Origin of the sequence: Rhodococcus sp. JVH1 (assembly GCF_000280725.2) — a bacterium.
Lineage (GTDB): Bacteria > Actinomycetota > Actinomycetes > Mycobacteriales > Mycobacteriaceae > Rhodococcus_F > Rhodococcus_F jostii_A.
The window spans coordinates 7,476,826-7,496,586 of the sequence record NZ_CP166289.1; the positions used below are offsets into that span (position 1 = coordinate 7,476,826).

Here is a 19,761-nt window from a genome sequence, read left to right on the forward strand (position 1 = left end):
AGCGATGAGAACGAGACGGAGATGGTCGTGACAACGAGCACGAGAAACCCGCAACCGCCGGTGCGGTCCCTGACTCCGACCTCCGTTCCCGAGCAGGTCGCCAAGGAAATCCGGCGCTCGATCCTCGCCGGTGAACTCCGTCCGGGGCAGACGTTCTCGTTGCGGGAAATCTCCGGCCAGCTCGGGGTGAGTTTCATCCCGGTCCGGGAAGCACTCAAAGAGCTCGAAGCGCAGGGTCTGGTGGTGACCCGCCCCGGGAAAAGCGCCATGGTTGCCCCGCTCTCGCACGAGGACCTGCACGGGATCTATCGGCTGCGCCGCCAACTCGAACCGGAGATCGCCGGCCGCGCCTGCAAACTGCTCGACGACGCCGACCTGCGTCGACTCGAGAACTACGTGACCATGTTCGGCGACGAGAGCCTCGACCTCGACGACATCTACCAGGCGCACCACGCCTTCCACTACGAGCTGCTCCGGCCCGCCGCCACCGCGTGGGACCTGCGCGTGCTCGACGGCCTGTGGCACGCCGCCGAACGGTATATCCGGCTGGCGTTCTCGGGTCGAGAGGCCGAACCGGATGAACACGAGCGGCGGGGACACGTGCATGCGGACATCCTCACCGTCGTGCGCACCCGCAACATGAGAAAGGTCGCCGCGGCGACACGGCAGCACCTCGACGACAACGAACAGATCGCGCTTCGCGCGCTCGACCCGATCGCGCCCTGAACGCTGCCGCCTCGGCGCATGTTCACGTCGGCTCTGCGGTCGCCGAGGCCCCGCCCCGGCGACCTGCCCTCAGGTGAGGGTAGAGGTGTCGGCGCGGTGGTCTTGGAACCGCTGCGCGTAGTCGATGTACCAGTCGAGGGCGTCGGTGTCGGCGACCGTGGCGCGGTTGATCGCGGTCTCCGGAGAGACTCCCTGGATCAGCTTCTTGACCGGAATCTCGAGCCGCTTGCCGGTACGGGTGATGGGAATAGCCGGGACGTCGATGATCTCGTCCGGCACGTGCCGGGGCGAGGCCTCCCGGCGGATCGTGGTGCGAATCTTCTCCACGAGCGCGTCGTCGAGGTCGTATCCGTCGCGCAGTACCACGAACAGCGGCATGTGATAGCCACCGTGGGGTAGTTCGGCGCCGATCACCAGCGCCTCGGCGATCTCCGGCAGTGCTTCGACGGCCTGATAGATATCCGCCGACCCCATCCGGACCCCGCCACGGTTGATCGTCGAATCCGACCGCCCGTGGACCACGCAGCCGCCGTCGGGTTCCATGGTGATCCAGTCTCCGTGCCGCCACACCCCGGGGTAGACCTCGAAATAGGCGTCCCGGTACCGGTTTCCGTCCGGGTCGTTCCAGAAGTAGATCGGCATCGACGGCATCGGTGCGGTGATCACCATTTCCCCGACTTCCCCGACGACCGCCTCACCGGTCTCGGTCCAGGCCTGCACATCGACCCCCAGGTAGGGGCCCTGCAGTTCTCCCACCCGAACGGGGGAGAGCGGATTGGCGCCGATGAAGCCGGTGGCCACATCGGTGCCGCCGCTGTCGGATCCCAGGTGCACATCCGGGCTGACCGTGTCGTAGATCCACCGCCAGGTGGTGTCCGGCAGCGGGGAACCGGTCGACATGATCGACCGCAACCCCGACAGGTCGAAAGCGGTACCGGGCTCGGTGCCGGCCTTCTCGCACAGCGTCAGATAGGCGGCGCCGGTGCCGAATCGGGTGGCCCCGTAGCGGGCGCAGATCTCGAATTGGTGGTCGGGCCGGCCGTAGGTGGGGCTGCCGTCATAGGTGATGATCGCAGCGCCGGTGACCATGGTGTCGACGAGCATGTTCCACACCACCCAGGCGGTGCTCGCGGCGATGAACACCCGATCGGTGGGGCCGAGGTCATAGTGCAGCGCGTTGGCCTTGAGCGCTTCGAGCAGGATGCCGCCGTGCGAGTGCACAATGCCCTTCGGGAGGCCGGTAGTGCCGGAGCTGTAGAGGATCCACAGCGGATGGTCGAACGGCACCTGCTCGTACTGTGGTGCGGCGTCTCCGACGACCACATCGGCGTACGCGGCGATGCTCGGCCGATGCTCCCCGGTGAAGGGTAGGCCGAGGTTGTCGACGACGACGGCGTGCCGCACGGTCGGGAGCTGGTCCAGCAGGGTGGCGAAGACGTCTCGGCGGTCGACGCGTTTGCCGTTGAACTGGTAGCCGTCCACCCCGATCAGCACGGTCGGCTCGATCTGCGCGAACCGGTCGACCAGCCCTTTCACACCGAAATCCGGTGCGCAACAGGACCACACCGCACCGACGCTGGCCGCGGCGAGCACCGCGACGACGGTGGGCGCGATGTTCGGAAGCATCGCCGCGATCCGGTCTCCGGGCTGCACACCGATCTTCCGGAAGTGGGCGGCGAGGTTGGCGACTTGCGCGACCAGCTCGGCCCGCGAGAGTTCGCCTGTGGTGCCGGTTTCGTCGACCGAGATGATCGCGGGCCCGGTCTGGTCGGTGTGACGGAGCAGGTTTTCGGCCCAGTTCAGCCGGGTGCCGGGGAACCACCGGGCCCCGGGCATCCGGGGGTCGGAGAGCACCGTCTGCGGTGGAGCCGAGGCGATGACGTCGAAGTACTCCCAGATCGAGAGCCAGAACTTTTCGAGGTCGCTGATCGACCAGCACCACAGCGAGTCGAAGTCGGTAGTGCAGACGTTTTTCTCGGCTGCGAGCCAGCGTTGGTATCGGCTCATGTTCGAAGCCGAGACCCGCTCGGGCGGCGGGGTCCACAACACTTCACGTCCTGGGGCGGTCATTGTTGGTGCGTCCTTTCCGGCTCCCGCCGCCACGGGCAGACGTGGTGTCCTGGTCTGCCCGTGGCGGGAGGGTTCGTGCGGTGGGGTCAGCGTGAGAGCACGGTGCCGAGTGCGCGGGTGAGCTCGTCGGCGGGGTCGGCGACGGCGCCGGTGCTGCGCCAGGCGACGTGGTTGTCCGGTCGGACCAGGATTGCCCCGGTGTCGTCGATCTGGCGGAGTTCACTCCAGCGGCCGGTGGGGTCGGTGTAGTCGGTGCCGGCGCTGATCTGGGCGACCTTGATCTGGACCCCGAACTTGTCGTTGGCCAACCGGGCGGCATCGGACCAGGCGGCACCGTCTGCGGCGGTGATGAGCACGAAGTGAGCGTTGTTGCCGGTGAGGTCGTGGGTGGAGATCTGCCGGCCGTCGTGCTCGAGCCAGGCGTGCGGGAGTCGGTGCCCGGGGCGGGTGGTGGGGTGGTAGTTGTGCCCCATCGGGTCGCGCGGCGGTGCCTCGGTGCCGTCCGGGACGAGGGCCCCGTCGCGGTAGGCGAAGCCGATTTCGAGGTCGTGGGCCTGGAATTCGGTGCGCTGGGTACTGATCACCTCGGCCGCGCGGGCCCGGCGGGTTTCGCCCATCGGGGTGTCGGAGAAGTAGTCCCGGAATACCTGGACCTGGGCTTCGAGCGGCTGGCCGGGGATCAGGCCGAGGCCGGCGTCGACGACCATGTGGTTGAGGAAGGTGAACATGGCCCAGTCGACGTTGCGCATGCCGACGAGGCGGCGTTCGGGCTCGTAGGTGTCGAGCAGGGCGGGGGCGGCGTCACCCTTGACGACCGCGGCCAGTTTCCAGGCCAGGTTGTGGGCGTCCTGGATGGCGGTGTTCAGGCCCAGACCGGTGGTGGGTGGGTGCCGGTGGGCGGCGTCGCCGGCGAGGAAGATCCGGCCGACCTGGTACTTGTCGGCGAGCACCCCTTCGAGGATCCAGTGGCTGACCTTGTGGATCTTCAATTCGAGGTCGGGCAGCTTGAGGAGCTCGCGCAGCCGGGGAACGATTGCCTCTTCGTCGAACCGGGCCGGGTCGTCCGGGCGGAAGGTGAAGTGCAGGACGAATTCTTCTGAGTGCTTGCCCCACGTGGGGCCCATGGCGGCCATGGCGCCGCTGTTCCAGGAGCCGGCGCCCTCGGGGTTGAGCAGCCAGGTGATCAGGACGTCGTCCTCCCACCACTGCGACAGGTCGGCGGTGAAGTGGGTGCTGACCATGTCGAGGATCCCGGTCGGGCCCTCCATTTTCACACCGAGTTCGGGTCCGACGGTCTTGCCGCCGTCGGCGGCGACCATGTACTGGGCGTGGACGGTGTAGGTCTGCTGGGTGTCGCGGTTCAGGACGACGGCGTGGATTCCGTTCTCGTCCTGCTCGAACGAGACGAGTTCGCGGCCGAAGTGGATCGAGTCCGGTGCCCGCTTCTCGGCGTGCTCACGCAGGAGGGGTTCGAGGCGGATCTGCGGGTAGTTGGTGGACGGGCACGGGCTGTCGACCGCGTATGCGCTCTCGAGTCGTCCGCCGCCGAACGATTCGAGGGTGTACAGGGTGCGGCCGTCCAGTTCGCCGTCGCCGCCGAGGGAGGTGACCCACCGGGTCTTGCCCATGTTCTTTGGTGGGGTGCCCACCGCGTAGATCGAGTCCGCGACGCCGACCTGGCGCAGCACCTCCATGGTGCGCTGGTTGAGGTAGTGGGCCTTGGGCAGATGGGAGGTGGCGGTGTGCCGCTCGACGAGGTGGTGGTCGATGCCGTGTTCGGACAGCAGGATCGAGGTGGTCAATCCACACCCGCCTCCGCCGACGATGAGGACGGGAACGGTGATCTCAGACATGGCTGGTGCTCCTGGAAACAGTGGTGAGTGGGTGCGGGCGGGTTGCGGCGGTGAAGTGGTGCCGCATCTCGCCGATGGTGTCGGCGCGGCTGACGAGTTCGTCGTCGACACCGATGAGCCGTTTCGGGTCGCGGGTGAAGCCGATACCCGATGGGGTGCCGGTGAAGATGAGGTCGCCGGGGCGCAGCGGCAGGATCGACGACAGGTAGGACACGAGGACCGGGATCGGGAAAATCAGGTGCCGGGTGCGCGAGTTCTGCATCAGCTCGCCCGACAGAATCGTGCTGACCTCGATGTCGTCGGGGTCGGCGAATTCGTCCGGGGTGACCAGGACCGGCCCGATCGGGGCGAAACCGGCGAACGATTTGCCGAGGGTGAATTGCTGGGGTGGGGGACCGGACAGCTGCAGGTCCCGCTCGGACAGGTCCTGGCCGAGGGTCAGCCCGGCCACATACTCCCAGCCCTCGGCGACGGGAACGTGTCGGGCTTCCTTGCCGATGACCGCCACGAGTTCGACTTCGAAATCCACTGACCCGCCGGGGTGTTCGATGGTGTCGTAGGGACCGGTGATCGAGGCGGGGAACTTGGTGAATACGAAAGGGGCGTCGGGCAGGGTCAGCCCGGATTCCTCGACGTGGTCGGCGTAGTTCACGCCGATCGCGAAGATCTGGCCGGGCCGGGGGACCGGGGCGCCCAGCTCGGACTCGACCACCGGCGCCCCGGCGGCGAAATTCACCGTGGCTGCCCATGCGGTGAACTCGTCCCATCGGTCGAAGATCTGCTGGGGTTCGGCGGAAAAGCGGCCCCCGCTGGCCGTCTCGACGTCGACGGCGATGCCGTCCGCCACGATCTGGAGCCGGCCGGCCTGGTTTGCCACACGCATGAGAAGTCCTTCGGGTGATCGATCGGAAAGATGCTGATTCGTCGGGCCGAGCGTGAGCTCGCGTGCGGTCAGCTGGTCAGTGCCGCCATCGGGTCGGGCAGGTCCGGGCTGGTCTGCAGGGCCCAGGAGTGGGTGGTGATCTCCGAGACCGGGGTGCCCTGGGCGAGTGCTTGCCGCATCGCCTCCGGGACGAACGAAACTCCGACCGGGTTGTTGCCGTATTCGGGGCCGTTCATGTAGGCCGTCGCCTCGTCCGGCGTCGCGAAGTTGTCGATCTGCAGTTCGACGAAGTTGCCGTCCGGGTCCTGGTAGTACAGCGAGGTCGTTACCCCGTGCTGGATCGGCACCTTCGGTTCGATCCCCTTTTCCTTGAGCGAGTCGTAGCGATCGAGCAGATCGTCGAGTGTGTCGAAGGTGTAGGCGGTGTGGTGCATGCCCGCTGCACCCGGATTGCGCGGTTCGAGCTGCACCGGGGCGCCCAGCAGCGCGACCCGGTGGTGCTCCTCGTCGAAGGTGATGAAGCACAAGCCGTGCCCTTCGTAGACCACGTGCGCGTCCAGCACGGTGCAGTACCAGTCGCGCATCTCCTCGAATAGGCTGGTCTGCAGCACGACGTGCGCGAACTTGGGAGTGGCGGTCATCGTTGACTCCTTCGATACTCGCGGTCGGCGACCGCGAGGGGATATGTGGACACCGGACTACGGAAGGTCCGTTCGTCGGCTACGTGTGCCTACCTGGCGCGGGTGCTATACCTGATAACAGTCGGTGCGCCGACCTGTGCCGAAGACTTCTCTGTGGTCCCCGTCACGTAGTGGTCTCCCCATTTCACGAAATTCCACCGGGGATGGCTACGGGCTACGGAACAGGAACTGCGGGAGAAATTGGTTTACAGACCAAAACAGCTGGTGTGCTCGTTGTACCGTGGAGGCGGATCGGAAGGATGTTGAGTGCCGCATTGGACTGGTGAACTTTCGGGAACACGGGCCCGGCAATCGGAGCTCGAGTGGCTCAGTCCGGACGCCGACCGGATTCGCGCCGTGCTCGGCGACGGTGCCGTCACCTGGGCTGTCGAAGTCGGTCAGGACATCGCCGCCAAGATCTCCCGAAAAGTGCCGGCGGTGGGCGAGGGTGCGCTACCCCTGGACGCGATCCGGCGGGCCACCACAGCGACCGTGTGTCGAGCCCTGACACTGGTCGCCGGCCTCGGCGAGTCGGAGACGTCGCTGGCCAGCGCCGAGGTGGAGGAGATCGCCAGAGACTTCGCCCGTCGAGGCATGGAGCTCGACGACCTGCTCCGGACCATCCGCGTCGGGTACGCCGTGCTGGCGGCCGCACTTCTCGACGCGGTCACCCGCCTGATTCCACCGAGCGAGAGCGGCAACGAGATGCGCCGCATCTCGCTGCTGCTCTTCGAGGTGCTCGACGATTTCACCGGGGTGGCCGCGTCGGCCTTCCTCGAGGAGCAGAGCGCGTGGGCCGCGGGAGTATCCGCAGCGCGACTCGATCTCGTCACCAAGATCATCGCCGCGGACCCCATCGAATCCGCCCACGCCGAACAGGTCCTCGGCTACCCCCTCGGCGGCCACCACGTGGCCCTCATCGCCTGGAGCGGCCCGCACTCGGGCCATGACCTGCGGGCCGTCGTCGACCCGGTGCTACGACAGTGGGGAACACCGACCGCATCATTGGTGATCCCCGTCGGCCTGCAGGCGATCTGGGCGTGGGGTGCCATCACCCCTGACCCAACGCGCGCGCTGACGTCCACCCTGCCCGCCTTCGGCGACACTTTCGTCGTGACCGGCCAACTCGGCTCCGGGATCGACGGATTCCGCAGAAGTCACCTCGAGGCCCGCGCGGTCGAGCGGCTGGTTCGCCTGCGGGTCGGTCATCCACCCACCACCACCGCTCACGAGCACATCGCCCTCGAAGTGCTCCTCCTTGCCGATCCGGAAGCCGCGGTGCAGTTCGCCTCCCGACTGCTCGGCCCGCTCGCGGGCAACGACCCCCGCATGGCCGATCTGCGTTCGACCCTGAGCCTCTACCTCGACATGGACCACAGTCTGGCCAAAGTCGCGACGGCAGAGCATATTTCCAAGAACACAGTGACCTATCGAGTGCAGAAGGCATTGAGTCTGTGCACGCCTTCAGGTGGATCGAGCACGGACCTGCGGGCAGCGCTGCGCATCTACGAGTGGCTTCGAGACGCCCCCATCGCACAGTGGTAGCTGTCGCAGGTCGGCGAGCCGCCGGTCCCCGATTGGTCTAGAAACCAAAAGACGGCGACAACCCTGGGTTCTGCAGTAGTGCGAACCACGCAACTCATGCGGTCTACTTGTGGTGTAGGACACACCAGATCCCGGTGGCGAGAGTCCACAAAGCCCAGAGACGGAAGACCGTCCCTTCGCCGGGAATCGCGGTAAGAACCGCAGTCGACAGAAGGAAGTCTACGATGCACACCCCCTTGAGTCCTGTCCAGGAAACGTTCAAGGACGTGATGTCACACGTGGCCACTCCGGTCGCCGTCGTGACCTCCATGGACGGCGGCCTGCCCTTCGGTACCACCGTCAGCGCCTTCACCTCCCTGTCGATGACACCCCCGATGGTCCTGGTCTCACTGGATCGAGGATCGGAGACGCTCGAACTGATCACGGCGTCGAAGAAGTTCGGATTGAACGTGCTGGCCAGCGATCAACAAGGCACCGCGCTCAAGTTCGCGAAGAAGGGCGGAATCGGCAAGTTCCAGGGCGTGCGGTGGGAGATCGACCACGACCTTCCCCGAATCGCGGGCGCCGCCGGCTGGATCGCCTGCCACGTGGACCAGTTCGTCGAGGGCGGCGACCACGTGGTCGTGCTCGGCACCGTCGTCGCAGCAGAGAACAACTACAGCGATCCGCTCACCTACCACCGCCGCGTCTTCGGCACGCACTCGGCGCTCGAATCCGCATAACCCGACCGCACGATCACGGCGTCGCCGCGACCAACTTCACCAAGCCGTATCGCCCACTACAGCAAAATCATTCGCACCAGGAAGGCACGCCATGACGACGTCGTTCGCGCCCCGCGCCCCACGCCAACGGTCATGGTCGACGATCGCCGCCGGTAGCCGCGCCCTCGCCGCCGGTGAGCTGATCATCCTCAGCCATCTCCGCCGCGTCGTGCTCGTCGGGTCCGCCTCCGTCGTGACCACCGAGCAGATGGCCTTTCTGATTCGCCACACCACCGGATTTCTGCAGGTGGCGCTGCACGAACGGATCTGTGACCTTCTCTTTCTGCCGGAAGCGACCCCGACGGTTCGGACCAGTTCCACACTCGGCCATGGCCAATGTGTCACCGTCGACGCTGCTGCCGGTATTACCACCGGGATCTCCGGCGCCGACCGGGCGCGTACGGCCCGCATCCTCGCCGACCCGGCCACGGGCCCCGGCGACCTCACCCGGCCCGGGCACCTGGTCCCGGTGCGCGTGACACCCACAGAGTTTCGTACGCGTCAGACCACCGCGTCCCTCGCCCTCGCGCTCACCGACGCTACAGCCACCCAATGCTCAGGCGCGGTTTTCGCCGACCTCGACGGCATCGCCGACCCGATCAGTGTCGGCGATCGACACGATGCCGAGATCCTCGCCGACCGGTACGGACTGACACTCGTCGCCGGCCAGGACCTGGAGAACAACGTCCGCTGACACCCCGGCCGTGCCGCATGTGGCACGCACACCCTCACCAGCATCCGCACACGACCGGCGCGGTCCCCGCATGCCCGGAGCTGCGCCGATCACACCCCACAGCTCCAAGAAACAGCCATTCACCCACATCGGAGGACACAATGGACATCACCCGCACCGAACTCATGGACCGGGTGCACGCCCTGGTACCGGCCTTCGCCGAACGCGCCCAGAAGACCGAGGAAAACCGTGCTCCCCTCGACGAGACGATCACCGACCTCATCGACTCGGGAATCCTGGCCACGCTGACCCCCAAGGAGTACGGCGGACTCGAACTCGGACTCGACGTCGCCGCCGAGATCGTCCGCACCATCAGCGCGGCCTGCCCGTCGACCGGCTGGGTCACCTCCTTCTACACCGGAGCGGCCTGGCGAGTGAACATCTTCACCGAACAGGCCCAACGAGAAGTGTTCGCCGACAAGCCCTACACCCTCACCGCCGGTACCGCGGCCCCGCTGGGACAGGTGCAGAAGGTTGACGGCGGCTACCGCATCACCGGGCAGACGGCCTGGAACTCCGGATCGGTGCACGCGGAATGGTTCACCTTCGCAGGCGTCGTATTCGAGAAGGGCAGCGCCCCCACCCCGTTGTGGTTCGTCGTGCCCCGTGAGGACGTCAAGATCCTCGACACCTGGTTCATCGCCGGCATGGCCGGGACCGGCAGCAATGACATCAGCGTCGACGACGTGTTCGTCCCGGACTACCGCACCGGACCGTTCGCCCTCGCCCTCGCCGGTACTGCGCCCGGGCAGCTGATCCACCCCAACCCCATGTACCACCTGCCCTTCCTGCCGTTCGCGATGGCCGAGGTCACCCCGGTCGTCGTCGGTGCTCTGCGCGGGGCGGCGGACGCGTTCGTCCAGCGCACCCGGGACCGGCAGGGAACCATCAGCCAGGAGAAGGCCTCCGGCAAGCAGGCCGCCCAGATGCGGCTCGGCCGGGCGCTGGCCGCCGCGGACGCTGCCGAAACACTCCTCGACGCCTTCTTCGAACGCCTCACCGCACAGCGACCCGAGCAGTCCGACCCCCGCGATCGTGCCGAGATGAAGCTCAAGGCAGCATATCTGGCAGATCTGGCCCGCAACGCACTCAACGACATGGTGCGCGGAATCGGCGGCGACGGATACCGGAACTCCGCACCGATCCAGCGGTTCTTCCGTGACCTGTCCGTGCTGTCGGTGCACGCCTTCCTCGACATCGACACGGCTTCGGAAACCATCGGCCGGTTCACCCTCGACCTGCCCGTGTCCGATCCGCTCCTCTGACGAGCTGTCGCTACCACCTCACCCGAGCCTCGGTCGCGGCTCCACCACGGCCGACTCGGGAGGGGCAGCCGAGACTCGGACCCCATGACCCCAATGATGCGCCCACCGGCCGGACACCCGGTGAATCGGCATCGACCGGCGCAGGATCTGGAGAACAGGAACAGACACATGGTCGGCAGTAACTCGACATCGAACGCCTCGATGACGCAGCAAGAGACCTGCTGTTCGCGGAAGCACGAACAGTCAACAACTTCGCACCGACCCCGGTCAGCGATGCCGAACTCGCGCAGATCTGGGAAATGGCCCGCTGGGCGCCGACGGCCGCGAACTCCCAACCGCTGCGCGTGCAATACGTGTGCACCGACGACGCCCGCCGCAGACTGATCGAGCACCTGGACGAGGGCAACCGTGAGAAGACGACATCAGCTCCCGTCATCGTGATTCTCGCGGTAGACAGCGGATTTCACGAGCACCTTCCCCATCTGCTGCCGATCCGGCCGCAGATCCGCGAGGTCGTCGCCGCCAACGACGCGCTGCGCGAGCGCACCGCCAATTTCAACGCCGCCCTGCAGGCGGGGTACTTCATCCTCGCCATCCGGGCCGCCGGTCTGGCGGCCGGGCCGATGGCCGGATTCGACCCCACAGGAATGGACACCGAGTTCTTCTCCGGAACAACCTGGAGATCGATCCTGGTCGTCAACATCGGACACCCCGGTGAGAAATCCGTGGTTCGAGCGTCTCCCCAGACTCGATCCCGCAGAGACCGTGCACTGGGCATGAGGGCTGGAGACGGCTTCCCCGGGGCGTGCCCACCTCCAATTCAGAACGACCCCAACACTGCCGGGGTCTCCGTCACACACCAGAGAAAGAGAGTCCGCGATGACCACAGCCACGACCGAGGTCGAGACCACCCGCAAACTTCTCCAAGCCGCCGACACCGACATCGCAGAATTCTTCGACTACTTCTCCGACGACTGCGTCTTCCGCATGGGCAACAACGCCCCCGTCATCGGCAAGAGCGCCATCCAATCCTGGGTAGCGCAATACCTGACCTCGGTGGCGTCGATGCGCCACGAGATCATCGAACAATGGTCGGAGGGCACCGTAGCCGCGCTCCGGGTGGAGGTCACCTACACGTTGCAGAACGGTGAATCCTTCACACTCCCGGCCGTGACGCGCACCCGCGTCGAGAACAACAAGGTCACCGAATACCTGATCTTCATGGACCCCAGCCCCGTTATCTCTGGCACCACGCAATAGGGCTTCTATGAGCCGGCCCCGGTCTCCGGGGGCCGGCTCCTGTCTGCGGACATCGGGGAGGACTCTCGAGGCCCCACGACCTCCAGTTCACGTGACGAAGCACAAGCATCTCTTCCCGCCGCAAATGAATGCTATTGGGATATAAACATTGTCGCGTTTGCGAGTCATGGGGCACCCGCCCCGGAGGAGGTCGCGGTGACGGTTTCACAGGCACAACATCCAGCGCGGTTGCTCCGACCGCGAGATGACGATGCCCTGCGCGCCGAGCTACGCGTCATCACGGCGGGGTTTGCCACACCCGCGGTGGTATTCGGCGGCTCCGTCTCGGGGGGGAACCCTGAAGATCTCCGAAACACTGGGCACCAGAACTGCCGGACTGCGCGGCCTGCTGATTTCACCGATGTTGGGCCTCGGGGGCGCGCGATGACCCAGCTCCGGCCCCAGCGGGGATGCTGGTCGCCAGCAGGAATTCGAGAATGCGCGGTTCGACGGCGTCGAGCACGTTCTCGACCAGGTATTCGCCGATCGTCCGGTGCCGTCCGGACAGGTGGTCGATCAGCAACCGTGGATCCTTTGCGTCACGCAGGGACAGCGATGCTGGCTGGAGGGCCGCCACCGACCCATCTGTCGAGGCCGTCAACCGGTCGATCTCAGAATCGGCGAGGACCAGCCCGTTCACGTCAACGAGAAAGCGTTTCGATTCGTCCGGGGCGAAGCGCAATGCCTCCGGCCCGACTTCGACCAGCTCATCGCGCACCCGCATCCGGCTTAAGGGGAGGCCGGTTTGGGTTCTGCTAGTGACCACGAACTGGAGGTGGTGGCATCCGTTATCGAGCAAATATCCCAACGCAGCGATCGTGCCCGGCTCGGTGACCCGATGCCAGTCATCGAGGATCAGGGCGACGCGGTCGCCCCCGGCATGAATATCGTTGATCAGATTCGTCAGCACGTACTGCTGGGCCCGATCGCCGTGTTCTTCGAGGACCTGACCCAAATCTTGGGACAGCTCGGGCCGCACCCGGCGGAGGGCTTCGATCAGATGCCCAAGGAACCACACCACATTGTTGTCATCGGTATCGATGGTCAGCCACGCCGCGCTCACTCCGTCGGCGGTCAGTGCCTGCTGCCATTGGGAAGCGAGGGTCGACTTGCCGTAGCCGGCCGGGCATGGATCACGGTCAACCGTGGGCGCCGACCGTCCTCACGCATGTCGATCAACCGTTGTCGCACCACCGGAACCTTGGCCGGGATGGGGGGCCGAAACCGAGTGGCCGGTGTCGGCGGCGTCAGAGCCCGGCCTGACCCAGGACGCGACCCGATATCGGCGGGTCGCTGAGTCTCGTCCGTTTCGAGACCGACCGCGCGTTGGGTGTTCGCCGATTCACCAGTCCCCATGGGTAGGGCCATCGCATCCACCGCGAAGCCGGCGCGGAGCTGCGTCCGTCGTAAACAACATCCGCGGCAGATACAGTTGCCGGTGGGTTGCGAGTCGGACCATGCGGCATCGGCTGCGATCCCGGGTAGAGCAAGTGACTCTTCATCACTGGGTTCGCGGGGTTCGAGCGTCTTTGTCCGACTGCGACGCTGGGGTGCTGAGACTGCTATCGCAAATCTGGCCGGTGATTAGTTCAGCGGTGCTCAGCGTCGTCCTCGATTGCAATCAGAACCGTCCATCGCATGACCGTGTACGAGTGTGCGAGCGCGGCCACGGGTCTCTGCAGTGGTGCCGACGGCCACCCGCTGACGACGCTGATTCCGGCGATCACGGCGTGGAGGCGGAGGATCGGCATGGGTATTTCCCTGTTCGTCGAGATCGGCCTGTCACGCGCTGCGCTCGGTGGTGTTGTCGGCACGGCCACGGCCGCGGCCGAGGATGCGGTCGCGGTCCTCTTCGGACATCCCGCCCCAGATCCCGAAGGGTTCTCGCACGGCGAGCGCGTAGTCCCGGCATGGCCGTTGGACGGGGCATTGGGCGCAGATCTTCTTGGCCTCGTGGATGCGCTTCTGCCGTTTGGGTCCGCGTTCGTTGGTGGGGTGGAAGAACAGGGCAGGACTGACGATCCGGCACGTCGCGGCGAGGCGCCAGTTCAGTTCCTCGGGCTCGGGTAGGTCGCTTTGTCTGACGGTTCGATAGGCCCGCACAGCGGTGCTCCTTTTGCTGGAGGGCGGTCGAGCGCCCCGCACCGGTGGGTGATGCGGGGCGCCGGCGGATCAGGGGACGCTGACGAAGTTGGTGAAGCCGCCGTGCCGGGCCGGGAGGTCGGCGAGAGCTTCGTTGATCTTCTCGAGCGGGAAGCTGTGGTGCTCGAACACCGACAGGTCGAGGACCCCGGCGCCGGCGAGGTCGGCCATGTCCTGGGCCTCGGCGGTGGAGAACCACAGGCTGCCGAGGACGCTGATCTGGCTGCACATCAGCGAGAACATGTCCAGCGGTGGGCGTTCCATCATGCCGCCGATGTCGACGGCCACGCCGCCGCGGCGCAGGGTGGTGATGGCGTCGAGGAACGATTCTGCCGGTGCGCCGGGGCCGAGTGAGTCGATGACGATGTCGACGCCCTCCCCGTTGTTGTGTTCGCGCACCCAGCTGCGCAGGTCGCCCTCGCCGGCAGGCAGGACGTGGATGCGGTCGGGGGCGATGGATCGGACGTCCTCGAGGAGATCGGCGTTACGGCCGGTGCCGAAGATGTGGCTCGCACCGAGCGCGAGGGCGCTCAGGCAGGTACCCAGACCCAGGGTCCCGGAGATGCCATCGATCAGCACGGTGGAGCCGGCGCCGGCGCCGGCCTTGCACAGGGCCGAGTAACCGGTACCGAGGTAGCCGAATCGGGCGCCTTCCTCGAAGCTGACGGAGTCGGGCAGCTTCACCAGATTGCGTTGCGGCGCAGTCAGATACTCACCGAGCCCGCCGTAGGGGTAGGCGTCGAAGATTTGCTGGCCGTCGGCGCCGAAGGAGAAGTAGCCCATGAAGGTGTACTTGTCGCAGTTCTGATCGTGCCCCTGCCGGCAGGCGCGGCAGCCGCCGCAGGAGATTCCGGGGTTGACGTAGACGCGGTCGCCGACGGCGACGTCGGTGACGTGGCTGCCGACGGCGGCGACGACGCCGGCGGAGTCGAGGCCGAAGATGGCGGGGAGCTTCGGAAGCGGCAGGTAGGGGAACCATTCGCTGTAGGTGGCGAGCACGTTGGACAGGTTCGGTACGACGTTGCAGGCCTTGACCTGCACCAGCACGTCGGTGGCCCGCGGTTCGGGGGTCGGGAGTTCCTCGATCTGCATCGGCTGATTGATCTCGTGGAGGCGGGCAACGCGCATGGTCGACTTCATGAAGGGAACTCCTGAGTGGTGGTTCGTCTGGCTGGATAGCGGGATGTCGGGCACACGGAGTGCTGGTGTGGGCGCCGCGGGGCGCCCACACCAGTGCAACCGGGGTTTCGAGTGGTGGTGTGGTCAGGCGGTGGTGCCGGTGACCGAGGCGGTCAGGGCGGTCCGGATGTCGTCGACGGTGGCGATCTCGGCGAGCAGTCCGAGCGAGTTGATGCTCGCCTCGTGCGCTTCGGGGTTGGCCGCCGAGCACGCGTCTTCGACGATCACGACGCGGTAGCCGAGATCGCTTGCAACGCGAGCTGTTCCCTCGACAGAGGCGTTGGTGGCCACACCGGCGAACAGGAGTGTGGTGATGCCCTTGCCCCACAGGATGGTGTCGAGGTCGGTCCCGGCGAAGGCGCCGATCCGCTGGTGCGTGAGCACGATCTCGTCGCCGTTCGGCTTCAGCGGTTCGACGATCTCGGCGAGTTCGCTGCCCTCCTTGAGGCAGCCGGACTGGGCGACGATGCCCAGCAGCGGTGAGTTGACCTCGAGGTCGGAGAAGTCGGGTTTCCAGGCGACCCGGGTGTAGACCACGGGGGCGCCGGCCTCGCGGGCCGCGGCGATGAGCGCGGCGATCTGGTCGATGACGCGGCGTTCGCTCACCTGCTGGTGGAAGAAGTCGGCGAAGGCGCCGGTGGGGCCGACGACGTCGCCCTGGCAGTGAACGGCCACGACGGCGGTGGTGCGGGGGTCGAGTTCCATCAATAGCTCCTGGTTCGGGGGTGCGGGTTTAGGCGTGAGCGAGGATCGAGTGCCCGATGTTGTCGATGTCTCGGGCTGCGGTGAAGGGGTTGGACAGGAAGACCTGGAGGATGTCGACACCTGCCTCGCGCATCAGGGCGGCCTTGTCCCGCAGCTCGGCGGGTGATCCGTAGAGGCACCAGTAGTCGACGAGTTCCTTGCTGATGATCGGCCGGTGTGCGGGATCGAGTCCGCGCAGGTACTTCGCCCAGACGTCGAGGTAGTGCGGCTGGTCCGGGGCCTTCGGGTCGCCCAAATACCGCTGCGCGGCGGTGATGGAGGCATCGACGATGGAATCGCCCAGCTGGTCGCGGTGCTGGTCCATCAGGCCGGCGTTGGTGATGCACGAGCTGATCGGTCCGGAACCGAAACCGTTGGTGACACCGTCTTCCCAGGTCTCACCGCTGCCGAGTTGGTAGAACCAGGACAGGGAGACGAGTTTGACCGAACCGGGAGCTCGGCCGGCGTCGGCGACCGCCTTGTCGAGGCGACCGCGGATCAGCTTGATCATCTCGACGTTCGGTCCGAGGCAGTAGACGACGGCGTCGGCGTACTTGGCCGCCTCGGCGAGCCCGCGCGGTCCGCCGGCGGCCACCCAGATCGGGATGTGGTCGGTGACGTTGTAGAAACCGCTGTCCTTGTCGAGGAACTCCACTTCCCGGGACTGTCCGAGCCAGTTGTGGGCGACTCGGCGTCCGGCCATCAGCTCCCGCGAGACCTCGATGGCGTGCGTGAGTTCGGAGATCTTCGCGGTGCGGTTACCCATCGAGCGCAGCGCGTTGTTGGCGGTGCCGATGCCGAGGAAGGTGCGCCCCGGTGCCAGGGCGTTGAGGGTGGCCATGGAGTTCGCGGTGACCGGGGCGATCCGGGTCAGCGGATTGGTGACCATGGTGCCCAGATTGATCGAGCTGGTCTGGGTCGCGGCGAGCGCCAGGTACTGGTACGGGTCGGAAAACAGCAAGGGCCCTTCGCCGACACCGAAGTGCGAGAACCCGAGGTCCTCGGCCTGCTTCACCATCGCGACCTGGTCGACCTTGGCGCAGGTGCCGATACAGAATTCCATCTTCTTCTCCTTGCATTGACCCGCTGGTGTGGTTCGACTCCATGAACGAGGGCGATCGGCTCGCGGGATGAGCAATCCGGGACTGCGTGTTCGGGTCCCGGGTCAGGTCGCGCAAGCGCCGAATGGTGAGCAATTCCGTTGAAAGGGAACGGCATTGAGCGGCGCGATCCCGCTAGGGAAGGGTTGCCGCCGACCCGTTGTGCTGGTAAAACAAGCCGTACACCTCAAAACTAGAATTCTAGCGTTCCAGATGACCGTAGCTGACAGTGACGCGGACCACAAGTACTAGAATGCAAGTTGCTGCGGTGAGCGCCGCAGACGAGGGGGACACCATGATCAGCGCGCCCGACGAAAGCGTGTATGTATGAGCACCATTAGCACCGATCCGGAGGCTGCCGCCCTTCTCGCGAATGTCCGGACCTCGGGCGCACGGCTCTCCGCCGCCATGTACGACATCCTCAAGACCAGACTGCTCGAGGGACGCTACGCAGCTGGGGAGAAGATCGTCGTCGAGTCCATCCGCCAGGAGTTCGGGGTCAGCAAGCAGCCTGTCATGGACGCCCTGCGCCGACTCTCCAGCGACAAGCTCGTCTACATCTTCCCGCAGAGTGGGTGTGAGGTAGTTTCCTACACCCAGCGTGAGGTCGAGGATTTCTTCACCCTGTTCGGGGGCTTCGAGGGCACGATCGCGGCGGTCGCCGCCGCCCGCCGGACCGACGCCCAGCTCATCGAGCTGGGCCTGATCTCGTCCCGGATCGATGCACTGCTCACCTCCGACGACCCCGAGGTGCGCGCGCACGGATACCGCATCCACAATCGCGAATTCCACGCCGCCATCCACGCGATGGCGCATTCGCGGATCATGGCCGAGACCAGCCAGCGGATGTGGGACATGTCCGACTTCCTGATCAACACCACTGGGATCACCAACCCGCTGTCGAGCGCCCTGCCCGAGCGCCAGGACGATCACCACGCGATCATCGAGGCGATTCGGCAGCAGGACGAGGCGGGAGCCCGCGAGGCCATGGAACGGCACATCGTGGGAACCATTTCGGTCATCCGCGACGAAGCCGGCGACTTGGCCGGCTGAGACGCCCCACCGGCGGCCCGCCCTGGCAACCACGCGTTGCACGGGGCGGGCCTTTTCTGTGCCCACTGCCGGGGGAAACACCCTTTGACGGTGACCGGCGCCTCGTGCCGGTGAGTACCGCTGGTCGCATCTCGTATACCGGAGAGACTTGCGTCACCTTCCATGGCGGCGTAACTTCACTTCTAGACTTCTAGCATTCCAGTTGCGAATGTTTCTCTCACTTCCCTCAGAGAAAGGAGCGGCCATGACGACCGCTTCGCGCAGGTTGGTCCACGCGGCGCCGACATGTTTCGGCCCGCGGATCGGAGAAGCCCGACCGTGAGCAACACCTCCGCGTCCTCGACGAAGCCCGCAGCCACCTCACCGCTCCGGGTGGCGATGGCCAGCTTCATCGGCACCACGGTCGAGTACTACGACTTCTTCGTCTACGGCACCGCCGCCGCCCTGGTCTTCCCCACGCTGTTCTTCCCCGATGTGTCCCCGGCAATCGGAATCCTGCTGTCCTTCGCGACCTTCGGGGTCGGGTTCCTCGCCCGCCCGCTCGGCGGCATCGTCTTCGGCCACTTCGGTGACCGGGTCGGCCGCAAGAAGATGCTGGTGATCTCCCTGGTCGGAATGGGCTCGGCCACCGTCCTGATGGGACTGCTGCCCGGTTACGCCCAGATCGGGATCGCCGCCCCGATCCTGCTGACCCTGCTGCGCCTGGTGCAGGGCTTCGCGGTCGGCGGCGAGTGGGGTGGGGCCACACTGATGGCCGTCGAGCACGCCCCGACCGCGAAGAAGGGCTTCTTCGGATCCTTCTCCCAGATGGGCGCCCCGGCCGGGACCAGCGTCGCGACCCTGGCATTCTTCGCGGTCTCCCAACTGCCCGACGAGCAGTTCCTCAGCTGGGGCTGGCGACTGCCGTTCCTGTTCAGTGCGGTACTGATCGTGATCGGGCTGTTCATCCGCCTGTCTTTGACCGAGAGCCCCGACTTCGCCGAGGTGAAGGCGCAGAGCGCGGTGGTGCGGATGCCGATCGCCGAAGCATTCCGCAAGCACTGGAAGGAAATCCTGCTCATCGCGGGGACCTACCTGTCCCAGGGCGTGTTCGCCTACATCTGCATGGCCTACCTCGTCTCCTACGGCACCACCGTCGCGGGGATCAGCCGCACCTTCGCCCTCGCCGGGGTGTTCGTCGCCGGCATCGTCGCCGTCATCCTCTACCCGGTCTTCGGGGCCCTCTCCGACACCTTCGGCCGCAAGACGATGTATCTGCTCGGGGCCGTGGCCATGGGGGTGGTGATCGCCCCGGCGTTCGCGCTGATCAACACCGGCAACCCCTGGCTGTTCATGGCCGCACAGGTACTGGTCTTCGGGATCGCGATGGCACCCGCCGCCGGAGTCACCGGATCCCTGTTCACCATGGTCTTCGACGCGGACGTGCGCTACAGCGGCGTCTCGATCGGCTACACCCTCTCCCAGGTCGTGGGCTCGGCGTTCGCGCCGACGATCGCCACCGCCCTGTATGCCTCCACCGAGTCCAGCACCTCGATCGTCGCCTACCTGCTGGTGGTCTCGGCGATCTCGGTGGTCTCGGTGATCCTGCTGCCCGGCGGCTGGGGCCGCAAAGGCGCAGCGAGCCAACTCGTTCGAGACGAAGCCGGCTCCGCCCGGCCCACCCCCGCGGTGACCACATTCTCAACCCCGGACACGGCCACGGACCTGCGTGTCCTCGACAAGTGAAGT

General features: G+C 66.2%; 18 protein-coding genes and 1 pseudogene. 9 read left to right on the plus strand and 10 right to left on the minus strand.

Annotation, left to right across the window (positions count from 1 at the left end):
* The first annotated feature begins 21 nt into the window (after nt 1–21).
* A complete protein-coding gene (locus tag JVH1_RS35190) occupies nt 22–726 on the plus strand; it encodes a GntR family transcriptional regulator (RefSeq protein ID WP_009473146.1) in 705 nt (234 codons plus the stop codon).
* Between the two features lie 69 nt (nt 727–795).
* Here JVH1_RS35190 and JVH1_RS35195 read toward each other — a convergent pair whose 3' ends face one another.
* The 4 genes from JVH1_RS35195 to JVH1_RS35210 all read right to left on the minus strand — a co-directional run bounded on the left by JVH1_RS35195 (nt 796) and on the right by JVH1_RS35210 (nt 6,173).
* Nucleotides 796–2,796, minus strand: coding sequence for an acetoacetate--CoA ligase (locus JVH1_RS35195; RefSeq protein WP_009473145.1), 2,001 nt, complete (start codon nt 2,794–2,796; stop codon nt 796–798).
* 86 nt (nt 2,797–2,882) lie between these two features.
* Complete coding sequence (locus tag JVH1_RS35200) at nt 2,883–4,649, minus strand: FAD-dependent monooxygenase (protein WP_009473144.1); 1,767 nt, start codon at nt 4,647–4,649, stop codon at nt 2,883–2,885.
* Nucleotides 4,642–5,532 (minus strand): fumarylacetoacetate hydrolase family protein, encoded by an 891-nt coding sequence (locus JVH1_RS35205; RefSeq protein WP_009473143.1) that lies wholly within the window; start codon nt 5,530–5,532, stop codon nt 4,642–4,644. The genes JVH1_RS35200 and JVH1_RS35205 overlap by 8 nt, the downstream gene beginning before the upstream one ends.
* Nucleotides 5,533–5,600: 68 nt before the next feature.
* Complete coding sequence (locus JVH1_RS35210; protein WP_009473142.1) at nt 5,601–6,173, minus strand: VOC family protein; 573 nt, start codon at nt 6,171–6,173, stop codon at nt 5,601–5,603.
* Nucleotides 6,174–6,479: 306 nt separating this feature from the next.
* Between JVH1_RS35210 and JVH1_RS35215 the strand changes: the two genes are divergently transcribed.
* From JVH1_RS35215 to JVH1_RS35240, 6 genes and pseudogenes are all read left to right on the plus strand, one after another.
* Nucleotides 6,480–7,757, plus strand: coding sequence for a CdaR family transcriptional regulator (locus tag JVH1_RS35215; protein ID WP_009473141.1), 1,278 nt, complete (start codon nt 6,480–6,482; stop codon nt 7,755–7,757).
* 224 nt (nt 7,758–7,981) lie between these two features.
* The gene (locus tag JVH1_RS35220; RefSeq protein WP_009473140.1) at nt 7,982–8,479 is read left to right on the plus strand and encodes a flavin reductase family protein; all 498 of its coding nucleotides are present in this window, start codon (nt 7,982–7,984) and stop codon (nt 8,477–8,479) included.
* A gap of 91 nt (nt 8,480–8,570) precedes the next feature.
* Complete coding sequence (locus JVH1_RS35225) at nt 8,571–9,212, plus strand: 3,4-dihydroxy-2-butanone-4-phosphate synthase (RefSeq protein ID WP_009473139.1); 642 nt, start codon at nt 8,571–8,573, stop codon at nt 9,210–9,212.
* 140 nt (nt 9,213–9,352) lie between these two features.
* A complete protein-coding gene (locus JVH1_RS35230; protein ID WP_009473138.1) occupies nt 9,353–10,516 on the plus strand; it encodes an acyl-CoA dehydrogenase family protein in 1,164 nt (387 codons plus the stop codon).
* Nucleotides 10,517–10,704: 188 nt separating this feature from the next.
* Nucleotides 10,705–11,296: pseudogene (locus tag JVH1_RS35235) on the plus strand (malonic semialdehyde reductase).
* A gap of 99 nt (nt 11,297–11,395) precedes the next feature.
* Nucleotides 11,396–11,776, plus strand: coding sequence for a nuclear transport factor 2 family protein (locus JVH1_RS35240; protein WP_009473137.1), 381 nt, complete (start codon nt 11,396–11,398; stop codon nt 11,774–11,776).
* 394 nt (nt 11,777–12,170) lie between these two features.
* On the opposite strand, the gene JVH1_RS35245 is transcribed toward JVH1_RS35240, so the two are convergent.
* The 6 genes from JVH1_RS35245 to JVH1_RS35270 form a co-directional block, all read right to left on the minus strand.
* Nucleotides 12,171–12,878 (minus strand): hypothetical protein, encoded by a 708-nt coding sequence (locus JVH1_RS35245; RefSeq protein ID WP_009473136.1) that lies wholly within the window; start codon nt 12,876–12,878, stop codon nt 12,171–12,173.
* A gap of 526 nt (nt 12,879–13,404) precedes the next feature.
* Entirely contained in the window at nt 13,405–13,566 is a 162-nt protein-coding gene (locus tag JVH1_RS35250) for a hypothetical protein (protein ID WP_009473135.1), read from the minus strand.
* 31 nt (nt 13,567–13,597) lie between these two features.
* Entirely contained in the window at nt 13,598–13,918 is a 321-nt protein-coding gene (locus JVH1_RS35255) for a WhiB family transcriptional regulator (RefSeq protein ID WP_009473134.1), read from the minus strand.
* Between the two features lie 69 nt (nt 13,919–13,987).
* Nucleotides 13,988–15,097, minus strand: a complete 1,110-nt coding sequence (locus JVH1_RS35260; RefSeq protein WP_009473133.1) for an alcohol dehydrogenase catalytic domain-containing protein — start codon at nt 15,095–15,097, stop codon at nt 13,988–13,990.
* 123 nt (nt 15,098–15,220) lie between these two features.
* The gene (locus tag JVH1_RS35265; RefSeq protein ID WP_009473132.1) at nt 15,221–15,841 is read right to left on the minus strand and encodes a cysteine hydrolase family protein; all 621 of its coding nucleotides are present in this window, start codon (nt 15,839–15,841) and stop codon (nt 15,221–15,223) included.
* 28 nt (nt 15,842–15,869) lie between these two features.
* Nucleotides 15,870–16,943, minus strand: coding sequence for an LLM class flavin-dependent oxidoreductase (locus JVH1_RS35270; RefSeq protein ID WP_009473131.1), 1,074 nt, complete (start codon nt 16,941–16,943; stop codon nt 15,870–15,872).
* A gap of 364 nt (nt 16,944–17,307) precedes the next feature.
* Here JVH1_RS35270 and JVH1_RS35275 point away from each other — a divergent pair, with 364 nt between their 5' ends.
* Entirely contained in the window at nt 17,308–18,033 is a 726-nt protein-coding gene (locus tag JVH1_RS35275; RefSeq protein ID WP_009473130.1) for a GntR family transcriptional regulator, read from the plus strand.
* 378 nt (nt 18,034–18,411) lie between these two features.
* Nucleotides 18,412–19,758, plus strand: coding sequence for an MFS transporter (locus JVH1_RS35280; protein WP_192817809.1), 1,347 nt, complete (start codon nt 18,412–18,414; stop codon nt 19,756–19,758).
* Nucleotides 19,759–19,761: the final 3 nt, after the last annotated feature.

Excerpts from the sequence above, each read along its gene's own strand:
- JVH1_RS35190 (WP_009473146.1), top strand. The coding sequence starts at position 22 with ATGGTCGTGACAACGAGCACGAGAAACCCGCAACCGCCGGTGCGGTCC.
- JVH1_RS35195 (WP_009473145.1), bottom strand. The coding sequence starts at position 2,796 with ATGACCGCCCCAGGACGTGAAGTGTTGTGGACCCCGCCGCCCGAGCGG.
- JVH1_RS35200 (WP_009473144.1), bottom strand. The coding sequence starts at position 4,649 with ATGTCTGAGATCACCGTTCCCGTCCTCATCGTCGGCGGAGGCGGGTGT.
- JVH1_RS35205 (WP_009473143.1), bottom strand. The coding sequence starts at position 5,532 with ATGCGTGTGGCAAACCAGGCCGGCCGGCTCCAGATCGTGGCGGACGGC.
- JVH1_RS35210 (WP_009473142.1), bottom strand. The coding sequence starts at position 6,173 with ATGACCGCCACTCCCAAGTTCGCGCACGTCGTGCTGCAGACCAGCCTA.
- JVH1_RS35220 (WP_009473140.1), top strand. The coding sequence starts at position 7,982 with ATGCACACCCCCTTGAGTCCTGTCCAGGAAACGTTCAAGGACGTGATG.
- JVH1_RS35225 (WP_009473139.1), top strand. The coding sequence starts at position 8,571 with ATGACGACGTCGTTCGCGCCCCGCGCCCCACGCCAACGGTCATGGTCG.
- JVH1_RS35230 (WP_009473138.1), top strand. The coding sequence starts at position 9,353 with ATGGACATCACCCGCACCGAACTCATGGACCGGGTGCACGCCCTGGTA.
- JVH1_RS35240 (WP_009473137.1), top strand. The coding sequence starts at position 11,396 with ATGACCACAGCCACGACCGAGGTCGAGACCACCCGCAAACTTCTCCAA.
- JVH1_RS35250 (WP_009473135.1), bottom strand. The coding sequence starts at position 13,566 with ATGCCGATCCTCCGCCTCCACGCCGTGATCGCCGGAATCAGCGTCGTC.
- JVH1_RS35260 (WP_009473133.1), bottom strand. The coding sequence starts at position 15,097 with ATGAAGTCGACCATGCGCGTTGCCCGCCTCCACGAGATCAATCAGCCG.
- JVH1_RS35265 (WP_009473132.1), bottom strand. The coding sequence starts at position 15,841 with ATGGAACTCGACCCCCGCACCACCGCCGTCGTGGCCGTTCACTGCCAG.
- JVH1_RS35270 (WP_009473131.1), bottom strand. The coding sequence starts at position 16,943 with ATGGAATTCTGTATCGGCACCTGCGCCAAGGTCGACCAGGTCGCGATG.
- JVH1_RS35275 (WP_009473130.1), top strand. The coding sequence starts at position 17,308 with ATGAGCACCATTAGCACCGATCCGGAGGCTGCCGCCCTTCTCGCGAAT.
- JVH1_RS35280 (WP_192817809.1), top strand. The coding sequence starts at position 18,412 with ATGGCCAGCTTCATCGGCACCACGGTCGAGTACTACGACTTCTTCGTC.